At 68.0% G+C, this 25,425-nt stretch carries 18 protein-coding genes; 9 read left to right on the forward strand and 9 right to left on the reverse strand.

The genetic code is table 11. From position 1 onward, the window contains the following. Positions 1–54 precede the first annotated feature (54 nt). Both creC and creB read right to left on the reverse strand, forming a co-directional pair. Positions 55–1,512 (reverse strand): two-component system sensor histidine kinase CreC, encoded by a 1,458-nt coding sequence (creC, locus tag HMPREF3113_RS13500; RefSeq protein ID WP_070473346.1) that lies wholly within the window; start codon positions 1,510–1,512, stop codon positions 55–57. Positions 1,513–1,514: 2 nt separating this feature from the next. After that, a complete protein-coding gene (gene creB / locus HMPREF3113_RS13505) occupies positions 1,515–2,204 on the reverse strand; it encodes a two-component system response regulator CreB (RefSeq protein WP_070473347.1) in 690 nt (229 codons plus the stop codon). A gap of 45 nt (positions 2,205–2,249) precedes the next feature. On the opposite strand from creB, the gene rlmJ reads away from it, so the two are divergent. The 4 genes from rlmJ (at position 2,250) to HMPREF3113_RS13525 (ending at position 8,159) form a co-directional block, all read left to right on the forward strand. After that, positions 2,250–3,107 (forward strand): 23S rRNA (adenine(2030)-N(6))-methyltransferase RlmJ, encoded by an 858-nt coding sequence (gene rlmJ / locus HMPREF3113_RS13510; protein ID WP_019184457.1) that lies wholly within the window; start codon positions 2,250–2,252, stop codon positions 3,105–3,107. A 127-nt stretch (positions 3,108–3,234) separates the two neighbouring features. Beyond that, a complete protein-coding gene (locus tag HMPREF3113_RS13515; RefSeq protein ID WP_019184458.1) occupies positions 3,235–3,780 on the forward strand; it encodes a GNAT family N-acetyltransferase in 546 nt (181 codons plus the stop codon). A gap of 208 nt (positions 3,781–3,988) precedes the next feature. Then, on the forward strand, positions 3,989–7,456 hold the full coding sequence (gene mfd, locus HMPREF3113_RS13520; protein ID WP_070473348.1) for a transcription-repair coupling factor: 3,468 nt from the start codon (positions 3,989–3,991) through the stop codon (positions 7,454–7,456). A 106-nt stretch (positions 7,457–7,562) separates the two neighbouring features. Continuing rightward, positions 7,563–8,159 (forward strand): HD-GYP domain-containing protein, encoded by a 597-nt coding sequence (locus HMPREF3113_RS13525; RefSeq protein WP_070426900.1) that lies wholly within the window; start codon positions 7,563–7,565, stop codon positions 8,157–8,159. Between the two features lie 84 nt (positions 8,160–8,243). Here the strand turns inward: HMPREF3113_RS13525 and HMPREF3113_RS13530 are convergent, their stop codons facing one another. The 3 genes from HMPREF3113_RS13530 to HMPREF3113_RS13540 all read right to left on the reverse strand — a co-directional run bounded on the left by HMPREF3113_RS13530 (position 8,244) and on the right by HMPREF3113_RS13540 (position 12,440). Continuing rightward, positions 8,244–10,337: a M13 family metallopeptidase gene (locus tag HMPREF3113_RS13530; RefSeq protein ID WP_070473350.1), complete on the reverse strand. Its 2,094-nt coding sequence runs from the start codon at positions 10,335–10,337 to the stop codon at positions 8,244–8,246. A 219-nt stretch (positions 10,338–10,556) separates the two neighbouring features. Continuing rightward, entirely contained in the window at positions 10,557–11,306 is a 750-nt protein-coding gene (gpmA, locus tag HMPREF3113_RS13535; RefSeq protein ID WP_070426899.1) for a 2,3-diphosphoglycerate-dependent phosphoglycerate mutase, read from the reverse strand. Positions 11,307–11,393: 87 nt separating this feature from the next. Continuing rightward, the gene (locus tag HMPREF3113_RS13540) at positions 11,394–12,440 is read right to left on the reverse strand and encodes a cation diffusion facilitator family transporter (RefSeq protein WP_070473352.1); all 1,047 of its coding nucleotides are present in this window, start codon (positions 12,438–12,440) and stop codon (positions 11,394–11,396) included. A gap of 143 nt (positions 12,441–12,583) precedes the next feature. Here HMPREF3113_RS13540 and HMPREF3113_RS13545 point away from each other — a divergent pair, with 143 nt between their 5' ends. Together HMPREF3113_RS13545 and HMPREF3113_RS13550 are read left to right on the forward strand one after the other, a co-directional pair. Beyond that, positions 12,584–14,008, forward strand: coding sequence for a diguanylate cyclase (locus HMPREF3113_RS13545; protein WP_070473353.1), 1,425 nt, complete (start codon positions 12,584–12,586; stop codon positions 14,006–14,008). Positions 14,009–14,135: 127 nt separating this feature from the next. Continuing rightward, positions 14,136–15,269, forward strand: coding sequence for a metallophosphoesterase (locus tag HMPREF3113_RS13550; RefSeq protein WP_070473354.1), 1,134 nt, complete (start codon positions 14,136–14,138; stop codon positions 15,267–15,269). A 32-nt stretch (positions 15,270–15,301) separates the two neighbouring features. On the opposite strand, the gene HMPREF3113_RS13555 is transcribed toward HMPREF3113_RS13550, so the two are convergent. The 4 genes from HMPREF3113_RS13555 to HMPREF3113_RS13570 form a co-directional block, all read right to left on the reverse strand. After that, positions 15,302–15,577, reverse strand: a complete 276-nt coding sequence (locus HMPREF3113_RS13555; protein WP_046272084.1) for a hypothetical protein — start codon at positions 15,575–15,577, stop codon at positions 15,302–15,304. 69 nt (positions 15,578–15,646) lie between these two features. Continuing rightward, positions 15,647–18,337, reverse strand: coding sequence for a serine/threonine-protein kinase (locus HMPREF3113_RS13560; RefSeq protein ID WP_070473356.1), 2,691 nt, complete (start codon positions 18,335–18,337; stop codon positions 15,647–15,649). Then, positions 18,334–18,936, reverse strand: coding sequence for an ECF-type sigma factor (locus HMPREF3113_RS13565; protein WP_019184468.1), 603 nt, complete (start codon positions 18,934–18,936; stop codon positions 18,334–18,336). The genes HMPREF3113_RS13560 and HMPREF3113_RS13565 overlap by 4 nt, the downstream gene beginning before the upstream one ends. Positions 18,937–19,048: 112 nt before the next feature. Then, on the reverse strand, positions 19,049–21,022 hold the full coding sequence (locus tag HMPREF3113_RS13570; protein WP_070473358.1) for an oleate hydratase: 1,974 nt from the start codon (positions 21,020–21,022) through the stop codon (positions 19,049–19,051). Between the two features lie 222 nt (positions 21,023–21,244). On the opposite strand from HMPREF3113_RS13570, the gene HMPREF3113_RS13575 reads away from it, so the two are divergent. The 3 genes from HMPREF3113_RS13575 (at position 21,245) to HMPREF3113_RS13585 (ending at position 25,420) form a co-directional block, all read left to right on the forward strand. After that, positions 21,245–21,631, forward strand: coding sequence for a BlaI/MecI/CopY family transcriptional regulator (locus tag HMPREF3113_RS13575; RefSeq protein WP_070473360.1), 387 nt, complete (start codon positions 21,245–21,247; stop codon positions 21,629–21,631). Beyond that, positions 21,628–23,130, forward strand: a complete 1,503-nt coding sequence (locus HMPREF3113_RS13580; protein ID WP_070473361.1) for a M23/M56 family metallopeptidase — start codon at positions 21,628–21,630, stop codon at positions 23,128–23,130. Before HMPREF3113_RS13575 ends, HMPREF3113_RS13580 begins: the two co-directional genes overlap by 4 nt. A 115-nt stretch (positions 23,131–23,245) precedes the next feature. Continuing rightward, on the forward strand, positions 23,246–25,420 hold the full coding sequence (locus tag HMPREF3113_RS13585; protein WP_083298808.1) for a TonB-dependent receptor plug domain-containing protein: 2,175 nt from the start codon (positions 23,246–23,248) through the stop codon (positions 25,418–25,420). Positions 25,421–25,425: the final 5 nt, after the last annotated feature.

The raw sequence follows: 25,425 nt of genomic DNA on the forward strand, positions 1-25,425 counted from the left end.
CGCGCCGGTGTGCGGGGTTTGTGCCGACGTTGAAGTCTGTGTGAAGTGGCGCGGTCAGCGCCGCGGCGGTACCGAGGGCAGCCGCGACGGCAGCCACAGCACCGCCTGCGCGCCGCCCTGCTCGCGGTTGCGCAGGCTGATGCGCCCGCCGTGCAGGCGCGCCACTTCCTGCACGAAGGACAGGCCGAGGCCGGAGCTGCGCTGGCCGGTGCCCGGGCGCGCCAGCGAATAGAAGCGCTCGAACACGCGGTCGAGCGCATAGTCCGGCACGCCACTGCCGTGGTCGGCCACGGTCAGGGCGATGCCATCGCCTTCTGCGTGCGCACCGAGCGCGATGACCGTGCCGGCCGGTGAGAAGGCCACCGCGTTCTCCAGCAGATTGTTCAGTGCCTGGCGCAGCAGATAGCCATCGCCCTGGATGCTTTCGGCCCCGGCTTCCACCCGGATCGCTACGCCGGCCGCCTGCGCACGCAACGCCACCGCATCGGCCGCGGCCTGCAGCAAGGGCGCCAACGCAAGGCGCTCATGCTTCTGCAGCCAGCCGTACTGCTCGACCTCGGCCAGCGCCAGCAGCTTGTCGATGGTTTCGGTGAGGCGCTGTGCCTGGCTTTCGATGCTGCGGGCGAAATGCGCGCGGTCGGCATCCGGCAGCGGCTCCTGCAGCAGCTCGGCCGCGCCGCGGATGGCCGCCAGCGGGCTCTTCATCTCATGCGTCAACGACTGCACGTACTGCTCGACGTAGGCCTTGCCTTCCAGCTTGCGGCGCATGGTTTCCAGGGCCTGGCCCAGATCGCCGATCTCATCGCGGCGCGGCTTCGGCGGCGGGACCGGTTCCCCGGCGCTGACGGCCTTGGCATAGCGGTTGAGCCGGTTCACCCCGTGCATCAGCCACGCGGTCATCAGCAGGCCGATCAGCGCTGACAAGCCGATCAACCACGCACCACGCTTGATGATGGCGCGCTGGCTGGCCGCGATGAAGGGATCGATGCTGCGGTTGGGCTGGGCCAGGCTGAGTACGCCGATCAAGCGGCGGCCATCGGCGGGATCGAAGATCGGCGCGGCCACGTGCATCACCGAGTGGGTATCGTCGCCGGGGGTTTCCGGGCTGGACCGCGCACCGTACTCGCCGCGCAGGGTGCGATAGACATCGTTCCAGCGCGAGTTGTCGCGGCCGACATCGCGGCCGGTCGAGTCATACACCACGATGCCCTTGGCATCGGTGATGGTGACCTGGTAATCCAGCGTGCGCTTGGGAAAGCGCCACACCATCGCCTTGGGGTCGCGTCGCTGCGCACGCGCCAGGTCGGCGACGAAGCGGCCGTCGCGGATGTGCCCGGCCTTGAGATCGGCCGCCGCCATTTCCGCCAGCACGTTGGCCGCATCGACCAGGGTCGATTCCATCGCCTGGCGCACGCCCGGCTTCACTTCGTTGACGAAGATGCGCATCACGAAGAACGCGGCGATGCCCACGATCAGGAAGAAGCCCAGGAACAGTTTCAGGCCCAGCCGCATGCCTACACCTCCAGTGCGTAGCCCAGGCCACGGTGGGTGCGGATCGGGTCGGTCTCGGCACCGGCGGCACGCAGCTTGGCGCGCAGGGTCTTGACGTGGGTATCGACGGTCCGGTCGGCACTGTCGGCGTCGCTGTCCCAGCCACGGTCCATCAACTGGGCGCGGCTGAGGATCGCGCCGGGTCGCTGCAGCAGGGCGGCCATCAGCGCGTATTCGTAGCGGGTCAGGTCCAGCGGCTGGTCGCCGAACCGGATCCGGCTGCCCTCGCGGTCGATCGCAAAGCGGCCGTGCTGCTGCCAGCCCGACGTCTCGGCGGGGGCCGCGGCACGGCGCAGGCGCGCGCGCACCCGTGCCACCAGCTCGCGTGGCGAGAAGGGCTTGGCCATGTAGTCATCCGCACCCAGTTCCAGGCCGAGCACGCGATCGAACTCGTCGTTGCGGGCGGTCAGGAAGATCACCGGCACCTCGCTGAAGGTACGCAGGGTGCGGCAGACCTCGAAGCCACTCATGTCCGGCAGGCCGACATCCAGCACCACCACGTCGAAGGCGTGCTGGCGCAGGCGGGCCAGCGCCTGCCCGCCGAGCAGGCAGTGCTCGGCGCCGTAGCCTTCGCTGCGCAGCGCATACAGGACGGTGTCGGCGATGGCGGTTTCGTCCTCGACCACCAGGACGTTGTGCAGGGGGTGGCTCATGCGCGCAGCATAGCCGCTGGGCCCGCCGCCCCGTACACTGCGCCGATGAATTACCGCCACGCCTTCCATGCCGGCAACCATGCCGATGTGCTCAAGCACATCGTGCAGCTTGCCCTGCTCGACACCTTCAAGCGCAAGGACAGCCCGTTCTTCGTGCTGGACACCCACGGCGGCGCTGGCCGCTACCTGCTGGCCAGCGAGGAAAGCCGCAAGACGCTGGAGGCCGAAGACGGCGTGATGCGCCTGATGGCCCAGCCCCAGCTGCCGGCCGTGGTCGAGCGCTACCTCAAGGCGGTCCAGGCCGACAACCCGGTCGGGGCGATGATCAGCTATCCCGGCTCGCCCCTGTTGACCGCCCAGACCCTGCGCGAGCAGGACCGCATGGCCGTCTGCGAAGTGCAGGACGCCGAGGCCGCGGCGCTGAAGGCACTGTTCGCCCATGACAGCCGGGTCGGCGTGTACCACGCCGATGGCTATGCCCAGAATAAGAAACTGCTGCCGCCCAAGGCCAACGGTGTGAAGATCGGCCGCGGGCTGGTCCTGATCGACCCGCCTTACGAAGGGCAGGACGCCGAGTACCAGGCCATCCTGGCCTCGGTGACCGAGATCCTGGGGCGCTGGCCGCAGGCCAGCTTCGCGATCTGGTTCCCGATCAAGCAGCGCCGGACCATCCTGCATTTCCTGCGCAAGGCCTGCGCCCTGCCGGTGAAATCGGTGCTGACCGCCGAGCTGCTGATCCGCCCGGACGACTCCCCGCTGCGGCTCAACGGCAGCGGCATGCTGCTGCTCAACCCGCCGTGGCAGTTCGACCAGGTGCTGGCCCCGGCGATGCCGGCGCTCAAGCAGCACCTGGGCGAGGCCGGCGCCTCGACCCGCCTGCAGTGGCTCAAGCAGGCCGAATGACCCCCTGAATCCCAGGCCGGCACCCCGGCCTGGCCGGCGCCTCCCGGCCGACACGGCGTGAGTGATCCGTTCACGGAACGCTGCCCCCGGGATGCGAGAATCCGAAGACCACCAAGGAATCACCGGTATGGCTACCCGTAACCGCATGCCGCCCTGGCACGAGATTTTCAAGGCACCCAGTGGCCACGAGCTGCTGATCCGCCCCATCCGGCCCGAAGACGGCCCGCCGCTGCATGCCGCGTTCAGTCTGTTCGGTCCGGAAGAGATCCGCGACCGTTTCCTGCAGTCGGTGACCGAACTGTCGCCGGAAACGACGCAGCGCCTGACCCACCCGAATCCCAAGAGCGAAATCACCCTGGTCGCGGCCGAGTCCCTGCCCGCCGGTGAAGCCGTGGTGGGTGCGGTTGCGCGCGCCTCGATCATTCCCGGCACCCGCGAAGCCGAGTACGCGATCCTGGTCAGCCGCTTCCTGGTCGGCCAGGGCCTGGGCCGCCAGCTGATGCGCAAACTGGTCAAATGGGCGCGCGGCAAGTACCTGGATCGTCTGTACGGCGATGTCGCCGAAGAGAACGAGCCGATGAAGCAGCTGGCCGCCTCGCTGGGCTTCCAGCCGATCCCGCACCCGAACGGCACCCCGGGCCTGGTGCGCATGGTGCTGGAACTGGACAGCTGAAACGGGGGCGCGTGTCCGCGCCCTGATCCTGATCCGTAGAGCCGGCCGCTGGCCGGCTCGCGGACATCATGCATCGCCTGGAGCCGGCCAGCGGCCGGCACTACCGCACTCCCGGCACTATCAGCACGGCCGGCAACGGATCGTCCCTGCGCTTGCCGCCGCTGGATGACGCGGCCGCCACGTTGCGGTCTGCTAAAATCGACGGTTCATGTCACGCACCTCCTATCCCGCTCCGCCGCTGCCACGTCCTGGACAGCTCCGCGCCTGGTGGCGCGCTCCCGCTTCGGCGACAGCGCTGGCGTGGTACATCGCCCGCGCGGCACAGTCGCACGACGGGCCGTTGCTGGTGGTCGCGCGCGACAACCATGGCGCGAACCAGATCGAAGCCGACCTGCACACCCTGCTGGGCAGTGCCGGCGATGTGCCGATCGTGGCCTTCCCGGACTGGGAAACCCTGCCCTACGACGCCTTCAGCCCGCATCCGGACATCATTTCCCAGCGCCTGGCGGCGCTGCACGCGCTGCCCGCGCTCAAGCGCGGCATCGTCGTGGTGCCGGTGCAGACGCTGCTGCAGCAGTTGGCCCCGCTCAAGTACGTCATCGGCGGCAGCTTCGACCTGACGGTTGGGCAGCGGCTGGATCTGGATGCGGAAAAGCGCCGCCTGGAATCGGCCGGCTACCGCAACGTGCCGCAGGTGATGGACCCGGGTGATTTCGCCGTGCGTGGCGGCCTGCTGGATGTCTATCCGATGGGTGCCGATGCGCCGCTGCGGGTGGAACTGCTGGACGAAGACATCGATTCGATCCGCGCCTTCGATCCGGAATCGCAGCGTTCGCTGGACAAGGTCGAGGCCGTGCACATGCTGCCCGGCCGCGAAGTGCCGCTGGACGATCTCAGCGTCTCGCGGGTGCTCGCTACGCTGCGCGAACGCTTCGACGTGGATACCCGCCGCAGCGCGCTGTACCAGGATCTCAAGGCCGGCATCGCACCTGCCGGCATCGAGTATTACCTGCCGCTGTTCTTCGACCAGACCGCGACCCTGCTCGATTACCTGCAGCCCAACGTGCTGCCGGTGCTCGCGCCCAACGTGTTCGAGGCCGCTGCCGCCTTCTGGGCGCAGACCCAGAACCGCTACGAACAGCGCCGCCATGATGTGGAGCGCCCGCTGCTGGCCCCGGAAGAGCTGTACGCCAGCCCCGAACAGCTGCGCGCCACGCTCAACGGGCTGGCCCGCGTGGAAGTCTGGCCGCCGGATCACGACCGCATCGCCGATGCGCAGCCGCTGGGCGACCAGCCGCTGCCTGCGCTGCCGGTCGCCGCGCGTGATGCGCCGGCCGGGGAAGCGCTCAAATCCTTCATCGGGCATTACCCGGGCCGGGTGCTGATCGCCGCCGATTCCGCCGGCCGCCGCGAAGCGCTGCTGGAAGTACTGCTCGCCGCGGAGCTGAAGCCGCCGGTAGTCGCCGACCTGCCCGGCTTCCTGGCCGATGACAGCGTGCGCTTCGGCATCACCGTGGCGCCGCTGGAAGACGGCTTCGCGCTGGAGAACCCGCCGATCGCGGTGCTCACCGAGCGCCAGCTGTTCCCGGAACGGGCCGGCCAGCAGCGCCGCAGCCGCCGCGCCGGGCGCGAACCCGAAGCGATCATCCGCGACCTCGGCGAGCTGAGCGAAGGCTCGCCGATCGTGCACGAAGATCACGGTGTCGGCCGTTACCGCGGCCTGATCGTGCTCGATGCCGGCGGCATGCCCGGCGAGTTCCTGGAAATCGAATACGCCAAGGGCGACCGTCTGTACGTGCCGGTCGCCCAGCTGCACCTGATCAGCCGCTATTCCGGTGCCTCGCCGGAAACCGCACCGCTGCATTCGCTTGGTGGCGAGCAGTGGACCAAGGCCAAGCGCAAGGCGGCCGAAAAGGTCCGCGACGTCGCCGCCGAACTGCTGGAAATCCAGGCGCGTCGCCGTGCCCGTGCCGGCCTGGCGCTGCACGTGGACCGTGCGATGTACGAGCCGTTCGCGGCCGGCTTCCCGTTCGAGGAGACGCCCGACCAGCTCGCCGCGATCGACGCGACGCTGCGCGATCTGGCCAGCAGCCAGCCGATGGACCGCGTGGTCTGCGGCGACGTCGGCTTCGGCAAGACCGAAGTCGCCGTACGCGCCGCGTTCGCCGCGGCCAGTGCAGGCAAGCAGGTGGCCGTGCTGGTGCCGACCACGCTGCTGGCCGAACAGCATTACCGCAACTTCCGCGATCGTTTCGCCGATTGGCCGCTCAAGGTGGAGGTGCTGTCGCGCTTCAAATCCACCAAGGAGATCAAGGCCGAACTGGAGAAGGTCGCGGCCGGCACCATCGATGTGATCGTCGGTACGCACCGGCTGCTGCAGCCGGACGTGAAGTTCAAGGATCTGGGCTTGGTCATCGTCGATGAAGAGCAGCGCTTCGGTGTGCGCCAGAAGGAAGCGCTCAAAGCGATGCGCGCCAACGTGCACCTGCTCACGCTGACCGCCACGCCGATCCCGCGCACGCTCAACATGGCCATGGCCGGGCTGCGCGATCTGTCGATCATCGCCACGCCGCCGCCGAACCGCCTGGCGGTCAAGACCTTCATCACCGCCTGGGACAACGCGCTGCTGCGCGAGGCGTTCCAGCGCGAGCTGGCCCGTGGTGGCCAGCTGTACTTCCTGCACAACGACGTGGAGAGCATCGGCCGCATGCAGCGCGAGCTGGCCGAGCTGGTGCCCGAGGCCCGCATCGGCATCGCGCACGGGCAGATGCCCGAGCGCGAGCTGGAGCGGGTGATGCTCGACTTCCAGAAGCAGCGCTTCAACGTGCTGCTGTCGACCACGATCATCGAATCGGGCATCGACATCCCCAACGCCAACACCATCATCATCAACCGCGCCGACCGCTTCGGCCTGGCCCAGCTGCACCAGCTGCGCGGCCGTGTGGGGCGTTCGCACCACCGTGCCTATGCCTACCTGGTGGTGCCGGACAAGCGCGCGATGACGCCCGATGCCGAAAAGCGCCTGGAGGCGATCGCCTCGATGGACGAACTTGGCGCTGGCTTTACCCTGGCCACCCACGATCTGGAGATCCGCGGTGCGGGCGAACTGCTCGGCGAAGACCAGAGCGGGCAGATGGCCGAGGTCGGTTTCAGCCTGTACACCGAACTGCTCGAACGGGCGGTGCGCAGCATCCGCCTGGGCAAACTGCCGGACCTGGATGCGGGCGAAGAAGCGCGCGGTGCCGAGGTCGAACTGCATGTGCCGGCGTTGATCCCGGACGACTACCTGCCCGACGTGCACACCCGACTGACCCTGTACAAGCGCATCAGCAGCGCGCGCGACAGCGGTGAGCTGCGCGAACTGCAGGTGGAAATGATCGACCGCTTCGGCCTGCTGCCGGACCCGGCCAAGCACCTCTTCGCCATCGCCGAACTCAAGCTGCAGGCCAACGTGCTGGGTATCCGCAAGCTGGAACTGGGCGAGAACGGTGGCCGCATCGTGTTCAATCCCAAGCCGGAGATCGACCCGATGGCGGTGATCCAGCTGATCCAGAAGCAGCCCAAGCTGTATACGATGGATGGGCCGGACAAGCTGCGCATCAAGCACCCGTTGCCGCTGCCTGAAGACCGCTTCAGTGCCGCCAAGGCATTGCTACTGACCCTGTCCCCGCGCTGATTTCACGCCTGGCGCCGGTCGCCAGGCGGTATCTTTCCACCGGCACGGGCGGCATGCCGTCCTGCCAGGATGGCGGTCTTCCGGCCGCCCACCACCGGACGCCCCCATGTTCGACTCCCCCCGGTTCGACGCTGTCCATCCGCAGGCGTGTTCCATCGATGCCCTGTCGATGTCACTGCAGATGCGCGACCAGTACACCCGATTCCATTGCGACCGCGTCGGCCTGCTCGGCGAGCAGCTCGGCCGCCTGTGCGATCTGGATGACGCGCAGCGCGCGCACCTGGCCCTGGCTGCGCGCTTCCACGACATCGGCAAGATCGGCATTCCGGACAATGTGCTGCTGCACCCGGCCCGGCTGGATGACGAACAGCGCGCGATCATGCGCACCCACCCCGAGCGCGGTGAACGCATCTTCGCCGCGACCGGGCGCAGCGACGCGGCCGAGGTGGCGCGGCTGATCCGCGCACACCACGAGGCCTTCGATGGCGGCGGGTATCCGGATGGGCTCAAGGGCAGCGCGATCCCGCTGGGTGCACGCGTGCTGACCATCGTCGATGGCTACGACGCGATGACCAGCGCCCGCCCGTACCGCGGGCCGATGCCGCATGCCAAGGCGATGGGCATTCTTGCCGACCAGCAGGGCGGCCTGATCGACCCGGAAGTGTTCGGGCTGTTCACCCGGATGATGGCCGCCACTACGTAGTGTCGGCCTGGGTTTGGCGCGAGCGTGCGAGAAAAGAAAAACCCGGCTTTCGCCGGGTTTTTCATGTCACTCAACCGCGTGCGATCACCAGATCACAACGCGCTTGCCGTCGGCCCGCACCATCGCATCGCCGGCCTTGCACTCGAACGCCTGCGCGTACGCCGGCATGTTCGACGGCGCACCGTTGGCACGGAAGTTGGCCGGGGCGTGCGGATCGGTGTTCAGGCGTACGCGCAGCTCGCCTTCATTGAAGTTGCGGCGCCACACGGTGGCCCAGTTCATGAAGAAGCGCTGGTCCTGCGAATAGCCGTCGACCTCGACGTTGGCCTTCGGGTCTTCCTTCAGCGCCATCTGCAGCGCGTCGTACGCCACGGTCAGGCCACCCAGGTCGCCGATGTTCTCGCCCAGGGTCAGCTTGCCCTTCACGTTCACGCCCGGCAGCGACTCATAGCCGTCGAACTGTGCGACCAACTGGTCGGTGCGCTGGGTGAAGGCGGCACGGTCGCTGTCGGTCCACCAGTTGTCGAAGTTGCCGTTGGCGGCGAACTGGCTGCCCGAGTCGTCGTAGCCGTGCATCATCTCGTGGCCGATGACCGCACCGATACCGCCGTAGTTCAGCGCCGGATCGGCCTTGGCGTCGAAGAACGGCGCCTGCAGGATCGCTGCCGGGAACACGATCTCGTTCTTGGTGGCGTTGTAGTAGGCGTTGACGGTCTGCGGGGTCATGCCCCATTCGGTCTTGTCGACCGGCTTGCCGATCTTGTTGAGCATGAAGCGGTAGTTGAACGTGCGCGCGGCCTGCATGTTGCCCAGGTAGCTGTCACCGTTGGTTTCCAGGCCCGACCAGTCACGCCACTTGTCCGGGTAGCCGATCTTCGGGGTGAAGCTGGCCCACTTTTCCAGTGCCTTCCTGCGGGTGTCTTCGCTCATCCACTCCAGCTTCTCCAGGCGCGCCTTCAGCGCCACCGAGAGGTTCTCCACCAGGTGCTGCATCTGCACCTTGGAGTCGGCCGGGAACACGGCATCGACATACATCTGGCCCAGGCCTTCGCCGATGGCGCCGTTGACCGACTCCAGCACGCGCTTCCAGCGCGGCTGCATTTCCTTCTGACCACGCAGCGTGGTGCTGTAGAAATCGAAGTTGGCCTTTTCGAAGGCGCTGCTCAGGTACGGCGCAGCGTCATCGATGGTGTGGAAGCGCAGGTAGGCCTGCCAGGTGGCCGCCGGCACGTCGGCCAGCATCTTGTCCACTTCCCCGAAGAAGCCCGGCTGGGCCATCGAGAACTTCTGCGCGGCCGGCACCTTCAGGGTGTCGAACAGCGCGGTCCAGCTGAAGTTCGGAGTGAGCTTGTCCGCGTCCGCGGCGCTGACCGGGTTGTAGCGCTTGGCGGGGTCACGCATTTCGATGCGCGACATCGAGGCCTTGGCCAGGCGCGTCTCGAAGTCCATCACGGCCTTGGCCTGGGTCTTGGCCTGCTCGGCATCGACGCCGGACAGGGTCAGCACCTGGGCGATGTAGGCAACGTACGCATCGCGGATCTTGGCCTGCGAATCGTCGAAGTAATAGCCCTTCTCCGGCAGGCCGAGGCCGCCCTGGCCGACATAGGCGATGACGTTGGCCGAGTCCTTGTAATCGGCGTTGGCGAACAGCGAGAACAGCACGCCCTGGCCCACCGCCTGGCTGTCGCGCAGGTACTGGGTGATGGCGGCGGTGTCGTTCAGCGCGGCGATCTTGTCCAGCTGCGGCTGCAACGGGGTGATGCCGGCGGCCTCGATCTTGGCCTCGTCCGAACCGGTCTTCCAGATGTCACCGATCTTGGCTTCCACCGTGCCGGCCTTGGCCTGGCTGGCGGCGGCCTGCTGGACCAGCGCGTGCTGCACTTCCAGCGAGCGCTCGCGCAGGATTTCGAAGCTGCCCCAGGTGGTCTGGTCGTTCGGGACCGGGTTGGCCTTGAGCCACTTGCTGTTCACGAACCCGTTGAGGTCGGTACAGGCGGCGATGGCGGTGTCCAGATCGGCATTGTTGAGCGAGATCAGCGCGGTCTTGATCTGCGACTGATCGAATACCGGCTTGGCATCGGCAGTGGCGGCAGGCGCGGTATCGGTCTTGCCACAGGACGCCAGCGACACGGCGATGGCGGCGGTCAGGCCCAGCGGGACCAGCTTGGAAAACTTCATTCGACTCTCCGGCTACAGATGGATGCATCACCCGGATCACGGGCAATCGGGCAGCGTAGCGCGGGAGGGGCCGGGGCGGACCGGCCAAAGGTCACACCATCGCGCAGCGGCAGCCACCCCATGGGTGGCTGCAGGAAGCCGGCGTTGCGTGCAGCCCCCCATGGGGTGGCCCTGCCCGCGGGGGTAAAGAAAAGGCCGGCTTGCGCCGGCCTTTCGTTGTTATTTCGCCTTGCCCTGGTTCGCCACGGCCTCAGCGGCCTTGCGCGCCGCTTCCGGGTCGCCCAGGTAGCGGAACGACTGCACGGTCAGGTCGTCATTGAGTTCGAACAGCAGCGGGATGCCGGTCGGGATGTTGAGCTCCAGGATGGCTTCCTGCGAGACGTTGTTGAGGTACTTGTACAGCGCGCGCAGCGAATTGCCGTGGGCGGTGACCAGTACGGTCTTGCCATCCTTCAGCTGCGGGGCGATGGAATCGAACCAGTACGGCAGCACGCGGTCCAGCGTGGTGGCCAGCGATTCGGTGCCCGGCAGTGCGTTGCGGTCCAGGCCGGCATAACGACGGTCATGGATCGGGTGACCCGGGTCTTCGATGTCCATCGCCGGCGGCGGGATGTCATAGGAACGGCGCCAGATCTTGACCTGGTCCTCGCCGTGCTTGGCCGCGGTCTCGGCCTTGTCCAGGCCCTGCAGGCCGCCGTAATGGCGCTCGTTCAAGCGCCAGCTCTTGCTGACCGGCAGCCAGTCCTGGTCCAGCTCGGCCAGGGCGCCCTGCAGGGTGTGGATGGCGCGCTTGAGCACCGAGGTGTGCGCGACATCGAACTGCAGGCCTTCTTCACGCATCAGGCGGCCGGCGGCGGCAGCCTCGCGGCGGCCCTGTTCAGTCAGTTCCACGTCCACCCAGCCGGTGAAGCGGTTGTCCAGGTTCCACTGGCTCTGGCCGTGGCGCAACAGTACGAGTTTCCGGGTCACTGCAGTATCTCCGACAGATGGCAAGGCAGACCCGCATTGTAGCGGCAACCCTGCCCTGCCCGTCCGCCGTCGGGCCGCCCGTGGCGCTCAGGGATGCGGATGCCCGTGGTGGCCCTGCGCGTCCGGTGCGGCGCGGCGGCTGTCGTCGCCGCCGTGTGCGTGGCTGCCGTGTGCATGGCCGGCATGATCGTGCGTGGCGTGGTCATGCCCGGCATGGTCATCGGCATGCGGGTCACGCGGGGTGCCGACGCTGCAAGGGTCGCCGCAGTGGTCCGTCTCGATCTGCAGGGTCACGTGGTCGATGCCGTGCTGCTCGTGCAGCCGGGTGCCCAGCTCGCGGCGCAGACGGTCCGCATCCACACCGGCCCCCATCACCACATGCGCGGTCAGTGCCGGGGTACTGGAGGCCAGCGCCCAGACGTGCAGGTCGTGCACATCCACCACCCCATCGTGCGTACACAGCGTGCTGCGCACCTCAGCGACATCCATGCCCTTGGGCACGCCCTCGAGCAGCACGTTGATCGCCTCGCGCATCAACACCCAGGTGCGCGGTAGCACCCACAGGCCGATCAGCACGGCGAGGATCGGATCGATCGGTTTCCAGCCGGTCCAGCGGATGAGCAGCGCGCCGAGAATCACTGCGACCGAGCCCAGCATGTCCGCCCAGACTTCCAGGTACGCCCCCTTGACGTTGAGGCTCTCGCCGCTGCCAGCACGCAGCAGGCGCATCGAAATCAGGTTGATGACCAGCCCGAACACCGCGATCACCAGCATGCCGGTGGAGGCGATCTCCTGCGGCGCGCGGAAACGCTGCACCGCCTCCCAGAGAATGTAGCCAGCGACCACGAACAGCATGCCGCCGTTGATCATCGCGCCGATGGCCTCCAGCCGCGCATAGCCATAGGTGCGCTTGGCATCGGGCGGGCGTCGGCTGAGCCGGACCGCGACCAGCGCGATCATCAGCGCGAGGGTGTCGGTGGCCATGTGCGCGGCATCGGACAGCAGGGCCAGGCTGTTGGTCCAGAACGCGCCGGCCACCTCCACCAGCAGGAAGGTGGTGGTCAGGCCCAGCGCCCACCACAGCGGCTTCTCGTGGCGGATCTCGCTGGGCAGATGGTCGTGGTCGTGACCCATGGAAGCTCTCCTGGACAATACCGGCAGGTTAAGCAGCGCCTCGCGCGGAGACTATTACACTTACCGCAGCGTTCAGTTTGCAATTCAATAACAACAGCGCCCGGCCGCTACCTCTCGACGGCCTGTGTGGCGGGAAGACAATCGTGCATAACGTTCCAAATCTTGATGAGGCCAGCCAACCGCTGGCGCTGGCCTGGGCCGATACGCTGGCGCGGACGCCGGCGGCGGCGGCGACGCTGCTGGCTGGCTTGTCGGCGGAGAGCCCGCCCGGGCTGGCCCACCATTTCTACGACGTGCTGCTTGAAGACCCGCGCGCCAGCCGCTTCCTCTCGCACGACCAGGTGCGGCTGCGCCTGAAACCGGCGATGCAGCGCTGGCTGCAGCAGATTCTCACCGCTACCCCGGACAGCATCAACGCGCTGGTCGCCGCCCAGCGCGTGATCGGTGACGTGCATGCCCGCGTGGGCATTCCGGTGGATCTGGTGGCCCGCGGTGCGCGTGTACTCAAGCATCGCCTGTTCGACCGCATCATCGCGCAGGCCGACGAAAGCGCGACCGCCTTCGAGGCGATCCACTGCCTCAGCGCCTCGATGGACATCGCGCTGGAAGGCATGACGCTGGCGTATACGCATGCACGCGAGCGTTCCTCGCGGACGGATGCGGCTTACCGCCTGTTCTCGCTGGTGCAGAACGTCAGCACCGAGCGCGAACGGCAGCGTGCCCTGCTGCTGGATTGGGAAAACGCCCTGCTCTATGCGATGGCCAGCCAGAATGCCGAGGCCGAGCTCACCGGGCTGGCCCAGTCCGAGTTCGGCCTGTGGTTTACCCACAAGGGCATTCCCAGCTTCGGCGAAAGCAGCGAAACCGGCCAGGTCGGCGCGCTGGTGGCCGCGGTCGATACCCAGCTGCGCGAAGCGCTGGCGCATGCCGATTTCGCAGCGCGCTTCGGCGCGTTGCAGGGCATCCGCGAGCGGCTGGCGCAGATCCGCACGCTGATGGGGATGTTGTTCGAACGGATCGGCGAACTCGATGCCGGCAGCGATGCCCTGACCAACCTGCTCAACCGCCGCTTCCTGCCAACCGTGCTGCGCCGGGAGATCGAACTGGCCAATTCCACGCAGACACCGTTCTCGGTGTTGCTGCTGGATCTGGATCACTTCAAGGCGATCAACGACGCGCACGGACACGATGGGGGCGACCGCGCCCTGCAGCACGTGGCCGCCCTGCTCGGCCAGCTCACCCGCGGCAGCGACTACCTGTTCCGTTATGGCGGGGAGGAGTTCGTGGTGGTGCTGGTCGCCGCGACTGCCGCGCAGGCCGCGGTGATCGCCGAGAACCTGCGCAAGCACATCGCGCAGAGCCCGGTGCAGCTGGCCAACGGCCACAGCTTGTCGTTGACCACCAGCATCGGCGTGGCCGCACACGATGGCCACCCCGATTACGAGCGGCTGATGGCACGCGCCGATGCAGCGATGTACCAGGCCAAGAAGCGGGGCCGTGACCAGGTGGTAGTGGCTACCGACGCACTCCCCGACGCCCCGGGCCGGCAGGCCCTGCAGCGCGGGTGATCCCCCGGCGCGGATGCCGCCCCCTCATCCGCCTGTTGCGGCAAGGGTGGCTGACCAATGGCGCATGCCTGGCGTGCCCGGTGCGGCGTAGCATCGCGATACTGCCGTCCGCTACAGGAACCTCCCGATGTCGATCCGCCGCGCCCTGACCCGCCCTGCTCTGCTGCTGCTCCAGTCGGCGCTGCTGATCACACCGATGCTGGCCACCGCACGCGAGGTGGCGGCGCCAGCCGAGCACGTCGATGCCGATGGTCCCTATGTGTTCCGTACCGCCACGGGGCTGGAGGCAGCCTGGGTGTGCAAGGACCATGTGATCCGCCGCGAGCTGCCGGCGGGCGAACAGGCCACGATGGTCGCGCCCGAATGCGGCTATCCGCACCCGCTGAGCGTGCTGCCACCGCGCACGGCGGAGGTCGCGCGCTTCCCGGCCACGCCGCGGATCGTCGCGCTGTCGGACATCCATGGCCAGTACGGCCTGCTGGTGAAACTGCTGCGGGCCCATCACGTGATCGACAACGACGACCGCTGGTCGCTGGGTGATGCCACGCTGGTGGTGGCCGGGGATGTCTTCGATCGCGGCCCGCAGGTAACCGAGGCGTTCTGGCTGCTGTACAGCTTGCAGCAGCAGGCCGCAGCGGCCGGCGGTGCGGTGCACTTCGTGCTCGGCAACCACGAGACGATGGTGCTCTACAACGACCTGCGCTATGTCAATCCGAAGTACCTCAAGAGCGCGCAGCTGCTGGGCCGTTCCTATCCCGCGCTGTATGGGCCGGATTCGACCATCGGCCAGTGGCTGCGTACCCGCCCGGTGCTGCTGCGCATCGGCGATACCCTGTTCCTGCACGGCGGCATCGCCCCGGAGAACCTGGACCTGGTGCGCAACATGGAGGCCACCAATGCCGGCTACCAGGCGGCGGTCGGTCTGCCGAAGGAGCAGGTCAAGGCTGCACCGGACACCGCTCGCCTGTTCGATGGCAAGACCAGCCCGATCTGGTACCGCGGCTACTTCGATGGCCGCATGGACACCGCCCAGGTCGAGGCCCTGCTCAAACAGCTCGATCTCACCCGCATCGTGGTCGGCCACACCTCGATGCCGCATCTCAGCAGCTTCCACGGCGACCGCATCATCGCCATCGACAGCAGCATCAAGAACGGTGAGAACGGCGAACTGCTGTTCATCGAGAACGGCGCGCTGAGCCGCGGCCTGCTCGATGGCTCGCGGGTGCCGCTGGCCGAAGGCAGGATGGGCGAGAGCGACTGACCGGGCGTTGCCTGCCGGTCAGCCCGTCCGCGTCAGCGCGGCTTGTAGATGCGCGAGACCATCCAGCCACCGTGGCTGCGGAAGCGGCCGCTGTCGCCGGTCAGGGCGAAGCGAAGCGCGACCACCGCGGCGCGCCCCCGCGAACAATGCCAGTCGCGCGCTTTGCCGTAGGCCTTGCGGAACGCACGGAACGGGCCGCGTGCCTGCGTGATGTCCAGCTCGGCGTCATGGAGGTCCATGGCGTCGGCCGGGGCTGCCGGCGGAGGCGCGGCAGTGCGGCTGGCATCGGGATGGAGATGGTCTGACATGGCTTCCCTTCGATCAACGAGGCCCGGAATCGGCCTCCTGATCGATAAACCGTGAAAACCATCACAAACCTATCGCGTCCCGGCCAGATCCTGCGCATGGCCGCCGTCGAGGCGTTGTTCCAGCACGGTGATGCGGCCGAGGAACTCCGACGTCGGCGCCAGTTCCTGCAGGTGCGGCCGGGCCCGGGCGATCTGGGCGCGGGCCCCGGCGGCATCGCCGTTGGCGTACATGGCCTCGGCCAGCGGGATGCGCCATTTGGCGGTGGCCGTGGAATCGGCGCCGTAGAAGCCGGTGAACGTCTCGACGAGTTGCGCCGACAGCGGTACCGCCGCAGAATCGCCACGGCGCTGGGCCAGCAGCGCCTGCTGCATCTGCAGGCGCAGTTGCAGCCATGGTGGCAGGCTGGGATGGTCCTGGCCGAATGCGGCAAGGGCACGGGCGGCCTCGGCCAGTTGCCCGGCACGGATCAGCCATTCGATCTCGACCAGGCGCAGTACCAGCAGCTGGGGCGACTCGGGCGGCAGCTCGCGTCGCCACAGGGCGGCCACCTGCTGCAGCGGTGCCTGCGCCTCGGCCGTGCGATCGGTGCGCAACAGCAACCGGGCCAGCACCATCTCCACGTCGAGTGTGTCGGCGTGCCCGGGCCCGAGCAGCGCCCGATAGCGCGCAAGCGCGGCGCGGTAGTTCTGCTCGGCCCGCGCATAGTCGCCGCGCGCTTCCTCCATCAGCCCATGCGCGTACTGCTTGACCGCGTAGGCGCGGCTGTCCACGCCATCCACGGCGGCGCTGGTCTGCAGGCTGTTGCGGAAGTGCTGATCAGCCGCCTGGTAACGGCCCAGGTCCAGGTACTGGCCCGCCAGCGCGGCTTCGGCCGAGGCGGTGTAGCTGCTGCCTGCGCCGAACATCTGCCGGGTCAGCGCGAAGCCGCGCTCGGCCAGTGCCAGCGCTTCATCGATACGACCCTGGTTGAGCAGGGTCGAGGACAGCGCGCGGAGGACCCGCTGGTACTCCGCCCCCTGCACACCCTGTTCGCGGGATGCCTCGGCCATGGCCTGGCGCAGAATCGCTTCGGCCTTGTCCAGCTCGCCCTGGCTGCGGTACAGATCGCCCAGGTTGGCCATCGTGGCCAGGGCGCCGCGCTGCAGCGGTGCACGGTTGCCGCCCCGGCTCAACGCCAGTGCGGCGCGGAAGGACTGCTCTGCGGCAGTCGGCTGCTCCAGCCGCGCCTGGGCCAGGCCGCGGGCGTTCAAGGCCTTCAGTCGTACCACCGGATCATCGTCCTGCTCCAGCAGCGCCAGTGCGTGCCCGGCACTGGCCAGCGCCTCCTTTTCCTGCCCCGCGCTGAGCAGCTGCACAGCCAGGCTGGCGCGCGCGTCGGCGATCTCGTGCGGCGCGGCGCCGGTGCGCACCAGGCCATCGACACTGTCGCGCAGCAGGGTCTGCGCATCGAGGGGTTGACCAAGATTCTGGTAGGCGCGCCCCAGCGCGGCCTGCATGCGTGCGCGCAGCGCCGGCGACACGGTACGGTCATGCGCGAGCCGGCGTGCACCCAGATCGAGAACCTCGCGCGCGGTCATCGGCGAGCCGTTGCGCAGGCCGGGATCGGCTGCGTCGAACGCGGCCACCAGCACATCGGCGATGCCTGCCGCGGCGGCCGCATTCTGTTCGGCCTGGTGGCGCGCCTCGCTCAGCCGCAGCACGAAGGCCAGCACCATCACTGCCACCAGCGCGACGATCACACTGGCGCGCCATTGCCGCCGCAGCAGCAGGCGCGCGCGATGCCAGCGGCCTGGCCGCCGCGCACGCACCGGCCGATGGGCCAGATGCCGTTCAACATCCTCGGCCAGCGCTTCGGCGGAGGCATAACGTTCGGCCGGATCCGTGGCACGGGCCTTGGTGGCCACCGCCAGCAGGTCGGCAGGCACCCTGCGCACCGGTGGCGGCGTGGGCTGCAGCAGCTGCTCCAGCATCACGCCAAGACTGTAGACATCGCCCACCACGCTGGCCGGGCGCCCCGCCAGCCACTCGGGGCTGGCATAGGCCGGAGTAAGGAATGGCGCGGTATCTTCGGCGTCACCCAGCAGATGCGCAATGCCGAAATCCAGCAACACCGGCTGGCCGTCGGCCCGCACCAGCACATTGCCGGGCTTGAGGTCGCAATGCACCACCGACTGCGAATGCGCGGCCTGCACCGCGCGGCAGATCTGCACGAACAGCCGCAGGCGGGCGGCCAGGTCCAGCGTGCCGCAGGCCCGGTCCAGCGGCTCGCCCGGTACGTATTCCATCACCAGAAAAGGCTGCCCGCCCTCGGCCACGCCAACGTCGTAGAGCCGGGCGATATGCGGATGCTGCAGATCGGCCAGGATCTGGCTTTCACTGGCCAGCCGGGTGGCCAACAGCGGATCGTAGGTGCGGCGCATCAGCTTGATCGCCACTTCGCGCCGGTACAGCGCATCGGCGCGCTCGGCCACGAATACCACGCCCATCCCGCCAACGGCGAGCAGGCGGCTCAACCGCCACGGCCCCAGCCGCTGCCCGACCAGTGCGGCCGGATCGTCCATCGCGGCCATCACCGCCGCCAGCGCCTGCTCGATACCGCCCAGGTCTGCCGTCTGCGCACGCAGCAGTTGCAGGGTTTCGTCGATCGTGGCCGGGTCGTCACAGAGCTCATGCAGGGCCGGATGCCAACGCGCCTCGGGCAGGTCACAGACCGCGTCGAACAGCCCGCGCACGCTCTGCCAGCGACCGGCCTCACTCATGCGCGCGTGGCCGGTCCGGCCAGGTGGCGGTTCAACCACGCCTTGGCGAACCGCAGGTCGCGATCGACCGTGGGTACCGAGACATCCAGCGCCAGGGCGATCTCTTCGCGGCCCATCCCGCCGAAATACATCCATTCCACCGTACGGGCGGCACGTTCATCCAGTCGGGCGAGTGCTTCCAGCGCGCGATTGAGCGCCAACACCTCCAAGGCGTCATGGTCCGTGCTGGCTTCCCGATCGACATGGGACAGGGTCAGGTTGACCACGCCACCGCCGCGTTTGGAGGCCGCCATCGCGCGCGCGTGGTCGACCAGGACGCTGCGCATCTTCAGGGCCGCCAGGGAAAGAAAGTGGACACGGTCGCGGTAGCCGACCTCGCCATCAATCATCCGCATCAGTGCTTCGTGCACCAGCACCGTCGGCTGCAGCACGCCATCCTGGGGCGTGCCCAGGCGCGCCACGGCCATGCCACGCAGCTGCGTATACAGCAGTGCAAGCAGCTGATCGCGGGCGGCGATGTCCTGCTGCTCGCTCCAGCGGCGCAGCAGGCGGGTGACATCCTGGCGTTCGGCCGCAGGCGGTGTCGCATCAAAAGGCATGTGGGGCGGGTCCGTGCATCACAGCAGGCGATCAGCCTGCAGTATCGCCGATCCCCCTCCGCATGGAGAGGGGGCCGCGGTGATCCCCGGTCACCGCGGCACCGGAACCGGCCTACTTCCCGCGCTTGGACAGAGCCTCCCGCAGCGTTTCCAGCCGCGTGGAGAGATCCTTCAGCGCGCTGCTGCCCTTGCCGACCAGCCAGGACACTTCCTCTTCGACGAAACCACTACGGCTGCGTTCTGTGTCCGGCAGCGGCGGCAGGATGTGCGCGAAGTAGGTCTTGTCCAGCACGCGCCGGAGCAGCCGCTCACCGGGGAAGGGCTCGTTGTTGTTGAGCGCACGCGCGGCTTTGACCAGGTTGCGGATGTCGTACTGGGTCGGGCTCAGGTCCGGCACCTGCTTGGGCAGGTCCAGCAGCGTATACACCGCCACGCGCGCGGTACGCACCGAGCTTTCCATGGTGAACACCACATCGTTGCGGGTCTCCACGAACTGGCCGAGCAGGCCCAGGTTGGTGCAGCCCCTGGGCACGACGTGTGGGCGATCACCGGCAGCGCGCGGCATGAACTGCGCGGTGATGTACGGCATCAGCGCGGTGCGCACCTTGGTGTTGGCAGCGATCTCGTCAAGCTGGTCGACGATGCCCAGGTGGTAGCACAGCTCGGCCAGGATCTCGCGGCCGGTACAGGCCGGCATCGGCTTGGCCACGTGGTTGCCGTTCTGGTCCATCAGCAGCGCATACACCCACACCACCAGCACGTCCCTGGGCTGATCGACGAAGTGCGGCTGCCGGTTCACGGTGAAGCTCAGCACCCAGTTGGAGTCGGTGAAGGTGATCACACCGCCGGTCACGGTCCTGCCCGAGTGTGGGTCGTTGACCGAGAGCGCCTTGATCTTGTCCACCAGCGGCGAGGGCCGGCAGGTCAGCGTGGCCGACTCCCACATCGAGCGGTCGATATCGCCATGGAATTTCGCCGGCTTGCCGAAGATCGGCGACTGCGCGGCGAGGTTGTGCCACAGTGCCCAGTCACTGTCCTGCCCGGGTGTTTCGCGGGGGCGCTTCAGCACCGGCACCGTCTCCATGTCGCCGTAGGCGGTGCCCTCGGTCATCGAGCCGGTCAGCGCGAACACCAGATCGCCCTGCGCAACCGGCAACAGGGTGTCGTTGCCCTCCACGCGGCAGCGCAGGCCGGTGACGGTACGCGTCTCCCCCTCCACGCGCATCTCCAGGTCGTATACCCGGGTGCCGAAGGTGACCTGCACACCCTGCTCGCGCAGCATCTTCACCAGCGGTTTGACGAAGCTTTCGTACTGGTTGTACTTCGGGAACACCAGCGCGGACATGTCGTTCAATCCGTCGATGGCATCCAGGAACCGGTGCATGTAGAGCTTCATCTCCAGCAGACTCTGCCAGTTCTCGAAGGCGAACATCGAGCGCCAGAAGAACCAGAAATTGCTCTGCAGGAAGCCGTCGCTGAAGTAGTCCTCGATGGTCACATCGTCGAGATCTTCCTTGCGCTTGAGCATGAGCTTGACCAGTTCCCACTGCTGCGGCTTGCTCAGCCCGAACGTGGAGAAATCCTGGATCTTCCCCTGCTGGTGCATCAGCCGGGCCTTGGAGTAGTTCGGGTCGTTGTCGTTCACCGCCCGGTACTCGTCGAGTACGCTGTAGCCGGCGGGCAGCTCCAGCGCCGGCACATCCTGGAACAGATCCCAGAAGTTGTCGTAGTTCCAGTTCATTTCGCGCCCGCCGCGAACGAGATAACCCTGCTCGGGGTCGCCGGCGCCATCGAGCGAGCCGCCTTCGATGTCCAGGCTGTCGATCAGGGTGATGTTGCCTGCGGGCATGCCGCCATCTCGGATGAGGTAGAACGCGGCGGCCAGGCCGGCGATGCCGGTGCCGATGATCCACGCCTTGCGTGTCGCCACGCCCTCCGGTGCCACCGGGCGGTTGCGCATGTAGGCGCCCATCATGTCCGGCGGCGGCAGCGTGTTCTCCGGCCGGTTGGACCAGTAACCACCCGTTGCATCGGGTTCCTTGTCGATCACCGTCGCGCGGCGCACGTTCTTTTCCTCGGCAGCCATATCTCCACTCCTTATTCGATGGACCTACGGGATGCACCGGATGACCCGGCGCCCGGCAGCACGGCTTCCCTACCGCTCGCGGCCCCCTCCTGGCACCGCGCTGCACACCGCGATGGTACGCACCCCACCTGTGACGGCATTGATCCGCATCAATGTCCTTGCGGTTGCATTCCGTGCGACAGATGTCGCACACTTGCGACACTCCGCCAAACCGGGATTCCCATGTCCGCGCTGCCTACCCCCTCCAACGCCGAGCTCGAACTGCTCAAGGCACTGTGGCGCCAGGGCGCCTGCAGCGCGCGCGAAGTGCACAACGGCGCCGTGGCCGCGCTCGACTGGTCCTATTCCTCCACGCGCAAGACGCTGCAACGGATGATCGACAAGGGACTGGTCGAAGAAACCGTCGAGCACGGGTTGAACATGTACCGCGCCCGGGTCGGCAAGGTCGCCACGCTGGCCGCCCTCAGCACAGACTTCGCGCGCCGGGTGCTGGAAATCGATGGCGCGTTGCCGGCCCAGGCGTTCGCCGACAGCCGCCTGCTCAGCGAACAGGAGCTGCAGCAGCTCGACGCGCTGCTGCGTGCACCTGCCAAGGACGACCAGGCATGAGCCTGACGCTGGGATTCTGGGCGGTGCAGGCCGCGGGCGCCCTCGCCGCTGGCGGGCTGGCCTGGGTTGCCGGCCAACGCCTCCACCGCCACCTGGGCCTGTCCCACGCGGCCTATGGCTACTGGCTGGGGCTGTGGTTGCTGGCGGTGATGCCCGTGCTGCTGTCGACGCTGGTGGCGCTGTGGGTGCCCGCACCGCTTGTCGCGCTGCCGCCCGTGCTGACGATGCCGCTGCCGGTCGCGTTGGACCTGGGAGACGCCGGCACCGCCGGCGGCGTTGCGGCGACCTCTCCCTGGATACGTCCTTCCACCGCCATGCTGCTGGCGGCGCTGTATTTCGCCGGCCTGGGCGTCGCCTTGCTGCGCGTGGCCTACGGCATGCGGGCCACGGCCCGGCTGTGCCGCGCCACGACCCCGATCACGCCCGCAGACTGGCCGGGACCGCGCAGCCGTGCCTGCGCGCAGCGGCTGATGTCGGCCGGCGTTGTCTGTCGCGTCAGCGCAATGCCAATGAGCCCGTTCGCAGTGCGCTGGCCACGACCGATGATCGTGCTGCCCCGGTCGGCCCTGGCACACCTGGAGGACCGTGCGTTGAGCCTGATCCTCGGCCATGAAGCAGCGCACCTGGTGCGCCGCGATCCGCAGCGCGCGGGTCTGATGGCGATGATCAACGCCATGCTGTGGTTCAACCCGTTCCTGCCCCGCCTCACCGCACGCGTGCAGCTGGCGGCAGAACTGCGCTGCGATGCGCGGGCACTCGCAGACGATGCCCAGGGCGGGCGCGAGTTCGCCACCGCCTATGTGCGCACGCTGCGCCTGTCCGCCGCCGCCCACACGCCTGCCCAGGCACTGACCCACCGCGATCTGGCCGGCCATGAAATCCGCATCCGCCACATGCTGCATGGCGATGCCGCGCGGCCGCTGGCACGATCACGGCGCGTGATGCTGCTGGGCAGCGCGCTGCTGGTCGGGAGTCTGCTGATGGTGATGCAGGCGAGTACGGCGCGGCCGCTGCCGGATCCTGCCGCCGGCAATGCGCCGCCTGCGGCCTCGATGACGCATGCCGTACTGCCCCTGCCATTGCCACCGGTGCGCCAGCGTTCCAGCGAGATGCGTTTCCAGGCGCCGCTGGAGACACCGCGGGTCACCGGTCACTTCGGCGACACCGGCAGCATCCGGCAGCGGCCGCACCGCGGCACCGATTTCGGTGCACGCTCCGGCACGCCCGTGCTGGCCCCCGCCGACGGGCGCGTCGTCGCGGCCACGACTGCCTACCCGGACGGTCCCCAGTACGGCACGGTGGTGGTGATCGATCACGGCCAAGGCTGGCAGACGCTGTATGCGCACCTGCAGGGCACCGATGTCGTGGTCGGGCAGCAGGTGCAGGCCGGCGAGCAGATCGCCCGCGTCGGCAGCACCGGACGCGTGACCGGTCCGCACCTGCACCTGGAAATGCTCCGCAACGGCGAGCGCGTCGACCCGCAGGCGCATCTGCCATGACCGGCTGACCGCCCCCCCACACATCCGCCCCTCCGCTGCATTTCGTTTTCCTGGCCACAGGAGGGGCGCGTGTTGCCCCGCGAAATGCCCCCTGCCCTCCTGCACGGACCGCCCCATGTCACCGACGTTCCGCACCGTACTTGCCCTGACCCCGCTGTGTGCCGCGTTCTCCAGCGCTGCACAGTCACTGCCCGCACCGCAGGCGCCGCCACCCACCGAACTGGAGACCGTGCAGGTGCAGGGCACCGTGTACGACGCACGCCGCGAGGACACCGCCACCCGGATCGTGGTCGACGCTGAAGCGCTGCGCCAGTACGGCGACATCGGTCTGGTGGACGCGCTCAAACGCCTGCCCGGCATTACCGTCGGCACGGGTGCGCCCGGCCGCAGCGGCACGCTGTCATTGCGGGGGTTGGGTGCGGGCTATACCCAGATCCTGCTCAACGGCCAGAAAGCACCCGCCGGGTTCGACCTGGACTCGCTCACGCCGGAGATGGTCGAGCGCGTGGAGATCATCCGCGCACCCACCGCCGACCAGCGCGCCGAAGCGATCGCCGGCTCGATCAACATCGTGCTGGCCGCAGGCGCGCGAAAGGACAACGGGCAGCTGTCGGTGGCCTGGGGCAACAGCAATGGGCGGAACACGCCCTCGGTCAGCTGGCAGCGCAACCGGCGCGCCGACCACCGCAGCAGCGCGATCACGGCGACCGCATCGCGCCGCGAGTTCCTGGTCGAGGAAACCGGTACCGAGCGTGCATGGAATCGGCAGGGAATACCGACCACCCTGCGTGACACCTCCCTGCGCGCCAGCGGAAACCGCGATGTGTTTTCACTGGCGCCCAGCCTTGAAGCGACGCTGGAGAACGGCGATATCTTCGCGCTGCAGGGCTTCGCCGATGCGAGCCGGTTCAACCGCATCACCGACATCGACTGGGCCACCACGCTCGGCGCCCCACTGCAGACCACCCGCTATCAACAACGCACGCGCATCGACGTGGCGCAGGCCAATGGCAGCATGACGTGGACGCGGGCATTCGAACGGGGCGGCACGTTCACCACCAAACTGCGCCTGGGCGGCAACCGCGAGCGCTACACCTATCGGGAACAGGGCCAGGCCGCGGATGGGCAACAGAACCTGGAGGACCACACCGACGCGCGGTTGACCGTGGGCGATCTGAACAGCAGTGGCAAGTACACGCTGCCCGCCCGCGGGCGGCATGCACTGCAGCTCGGCTGGGAGGGCAGCGAGGATCGCCGCGATGAAGCACGCGTGCAGCAGCTGTTGCCTGTCCACGAGGGCGACGTGGTGGCGATCAGCGATCTGGCTTTCGACGCGCGCATCCGTCGCCTGGCGCTGTACGTGCAGGATGACATCTCACTGAGCGAGCGCTGGTCCCTCTATGCCGGCGCACGCTGGGAACAGATCGATACCCGCAGTGACGGCAGCAGCTTCAGCGGCATCCAGCGCCGTGACCAGGTGCTCTCACCGGTGTTGCAGTCACTCTGGAAAATGCCCGGCACCCGGGGCGACCAGCTGCGCGTCGCGCTGACCCGCACCTATCGCTCGCCTACGCTGGCCTCGCTGATCCCGCGCCCGTACACCTCGACCAACAACCGCCCGCTCAACCCCGACGAACGCGGCAACCCGGCGCTGCGGCCCGAACTGGCGACCGGCGTGGACCTGTCCTACGAAACCTACGGCAAGGAGGGCGCGCAGCTCAGCATCGGCGGTCATGCGCGCCGGATCAGTGAGGTGATCCGCACCGAAACACATCTGCAGGATGGTCGCTGGGTGGCCACGCCGGTCAACGGCGGCACCGCGATGACCTGGGGGCTGGAGATGGATACGGCATTCCGTCTGCCGCAGCTGATCGCAGGCGCGCCGGCCGTGGCGGTGCGTTTCAATGCGACCGCCAACGATTCGCGCGTGGATGATGTGCCCGGTCCGGACAACCGTCTTGATGAGCAGGTGCGCTTCAGCGGCACCCTGGGCGCGGACTACGAGATCCGCACCGGCTGGACGGTCGGCGGCAGTTACACCTACCGCACCGGCGGCACGGTGCAGGTCAGCCCCGGCCAGTTCGAGATCAGTGCGTATGGGCGCGAGTTGGACCTGTACTCGCTGTGGTCGCTGCGCGCAGGCAGCAAGCTGCGGCTGAGCCTCAACAACGCGCTGCACGGGGCGCTGCACACGGGGCAGGAGCGGGTCAGCGAAGACGGTACCGAGCAGCTGCGGCGCCAGCGCAGGGCATCCCCGCTGCTGCGCCTTCAGCTGGAACTGCCGCTCTAGCCCGG

It is taken from the genome of Stenotrophomonas sp. HMSC10F06, from assembly GCF_001807865.1.
Taxonomy (GTDB): Bacteria; Pseudomonadota; Gammaproteobacteria; order Xanthomonadales; family Xanthomonadaceae; genus Stenotrophomonas; species Stenotrophomonas bentonitica_A.

Bases quoted from the DNA above. Each gene is read 5' to 3' on its own strand.
- HMPREF3113_RS13515 (WP_019184458.1), top strand. From the start codon at position 3,235: ATGGCTACCCGTAACCGCATGCCGCCCTGGCACGAGATTTTCAAGGCA.
- HMPREF3113_RS13560 (WP_070473356.1), bottom strand. From the start codon at position 18,337: ATGAGTGAGGCCGGTCGCTGGCAGAGCGTGCGCGGGCTGTTCGACGCG.
- HMPREF3113_RS13585 (WP_083298808.1), top strand. From the start codon at position 23,246: ATGTCACCGACGTTCCGCACCGTACTTGCCCTGACCCCGCTGTGTGCC.
- creB (WP_070473347.1), bottom strand. From the start codon at position 2,204: ATGAGCCACCCCCTGCACAACGTCCTGGTGGTCGAGGACGAAACCGCC.
- HMPREF3113_RS13530 (WP_070473350.1), bottom strand. From the start codon at position 10,337: ATGAAGTTTTCCAAGCTGGTCCCGCTGGGCCTGACCGCCGCCATCGCC.
- HMPREF3113_RS13555 (WP_046272084.1), bottom strand. From the start codon at position 15,577: ATGTCAGACCATCTCCATCCCGATGCCAGCCGCACTGCCGCGCCTCCG.
- HMPREF3113_RS13575 (WP_070473360.1), top strand. From the start codon at position 21,245: ATGTCCGCGCTGCCTACCCCCTCCAACGCCGAGCTCGAACTGCTCAAG.
- HMPREF3113_RS13540 (WP_070473352.1), bottom strand. From the start codon at position 12,440: ATGGGTCACGACCACGACCATCTGCCCAGCGAGATCCGCCACGAGAAG.
- creC (WP_070473346.1), bottom strand. From the start codon at position 1,512: ATGCGGCTGGGCCTGAAACTGTTCCTGGGCTTCTTCCTGATCGTGGGC.
- HMPREF3113_RS13565 (WP_019184468.1), bottom strand. From the start codon at position 18,936: ATGCCTTTTGATGCGACACCGCCTGCGGCCGAACGCCAGGATGTCACC.
- rlmJ (WP_019184457.1), top strand. From the start codon at position 2,250: ATGAATTACCGCCACGCCTTCCATGCCGGCAACCATGCCGATGTGCTC.
- HMPREF3113_RS13570 (WP_070473358.1), bottom strand. From the start codon at position 21,022: ATGGCTGCCGAGGAAAAGAACGTGCGCCGCGCGACGGTGATCGACAAG.
- HMPREF3113_RS13580 (WP_070473361.1), top strand. From the start codon at position 21,628: ATGAGCCTGACGCTGGGATTCTGGGCGGTGCAGGCCGCGGGCGCCCTC.
- mfd (WP_070473348.1), top strand. From the start codon at position 3,989: ATGTCACGCACCTCCTATCCCGCTCCGCCGCTGCCACGTCCTGGACAG.
- HMPREF3113_RS13525 (WP_070426900.1), top strand. From the start codon at position 7,563: ATGTTCGACTCCCCCCGGTTCGACGCTGTCCATCCGCAGGCGTGTTCC.
- HMPREF3113_RS13550 (WP_070473354.1), top strand. From the start codon at position 14,136: ATGTCGATCCGCCGCGCCCTGACCCGCCCTGCTCTGCTGCTGCTCCAG.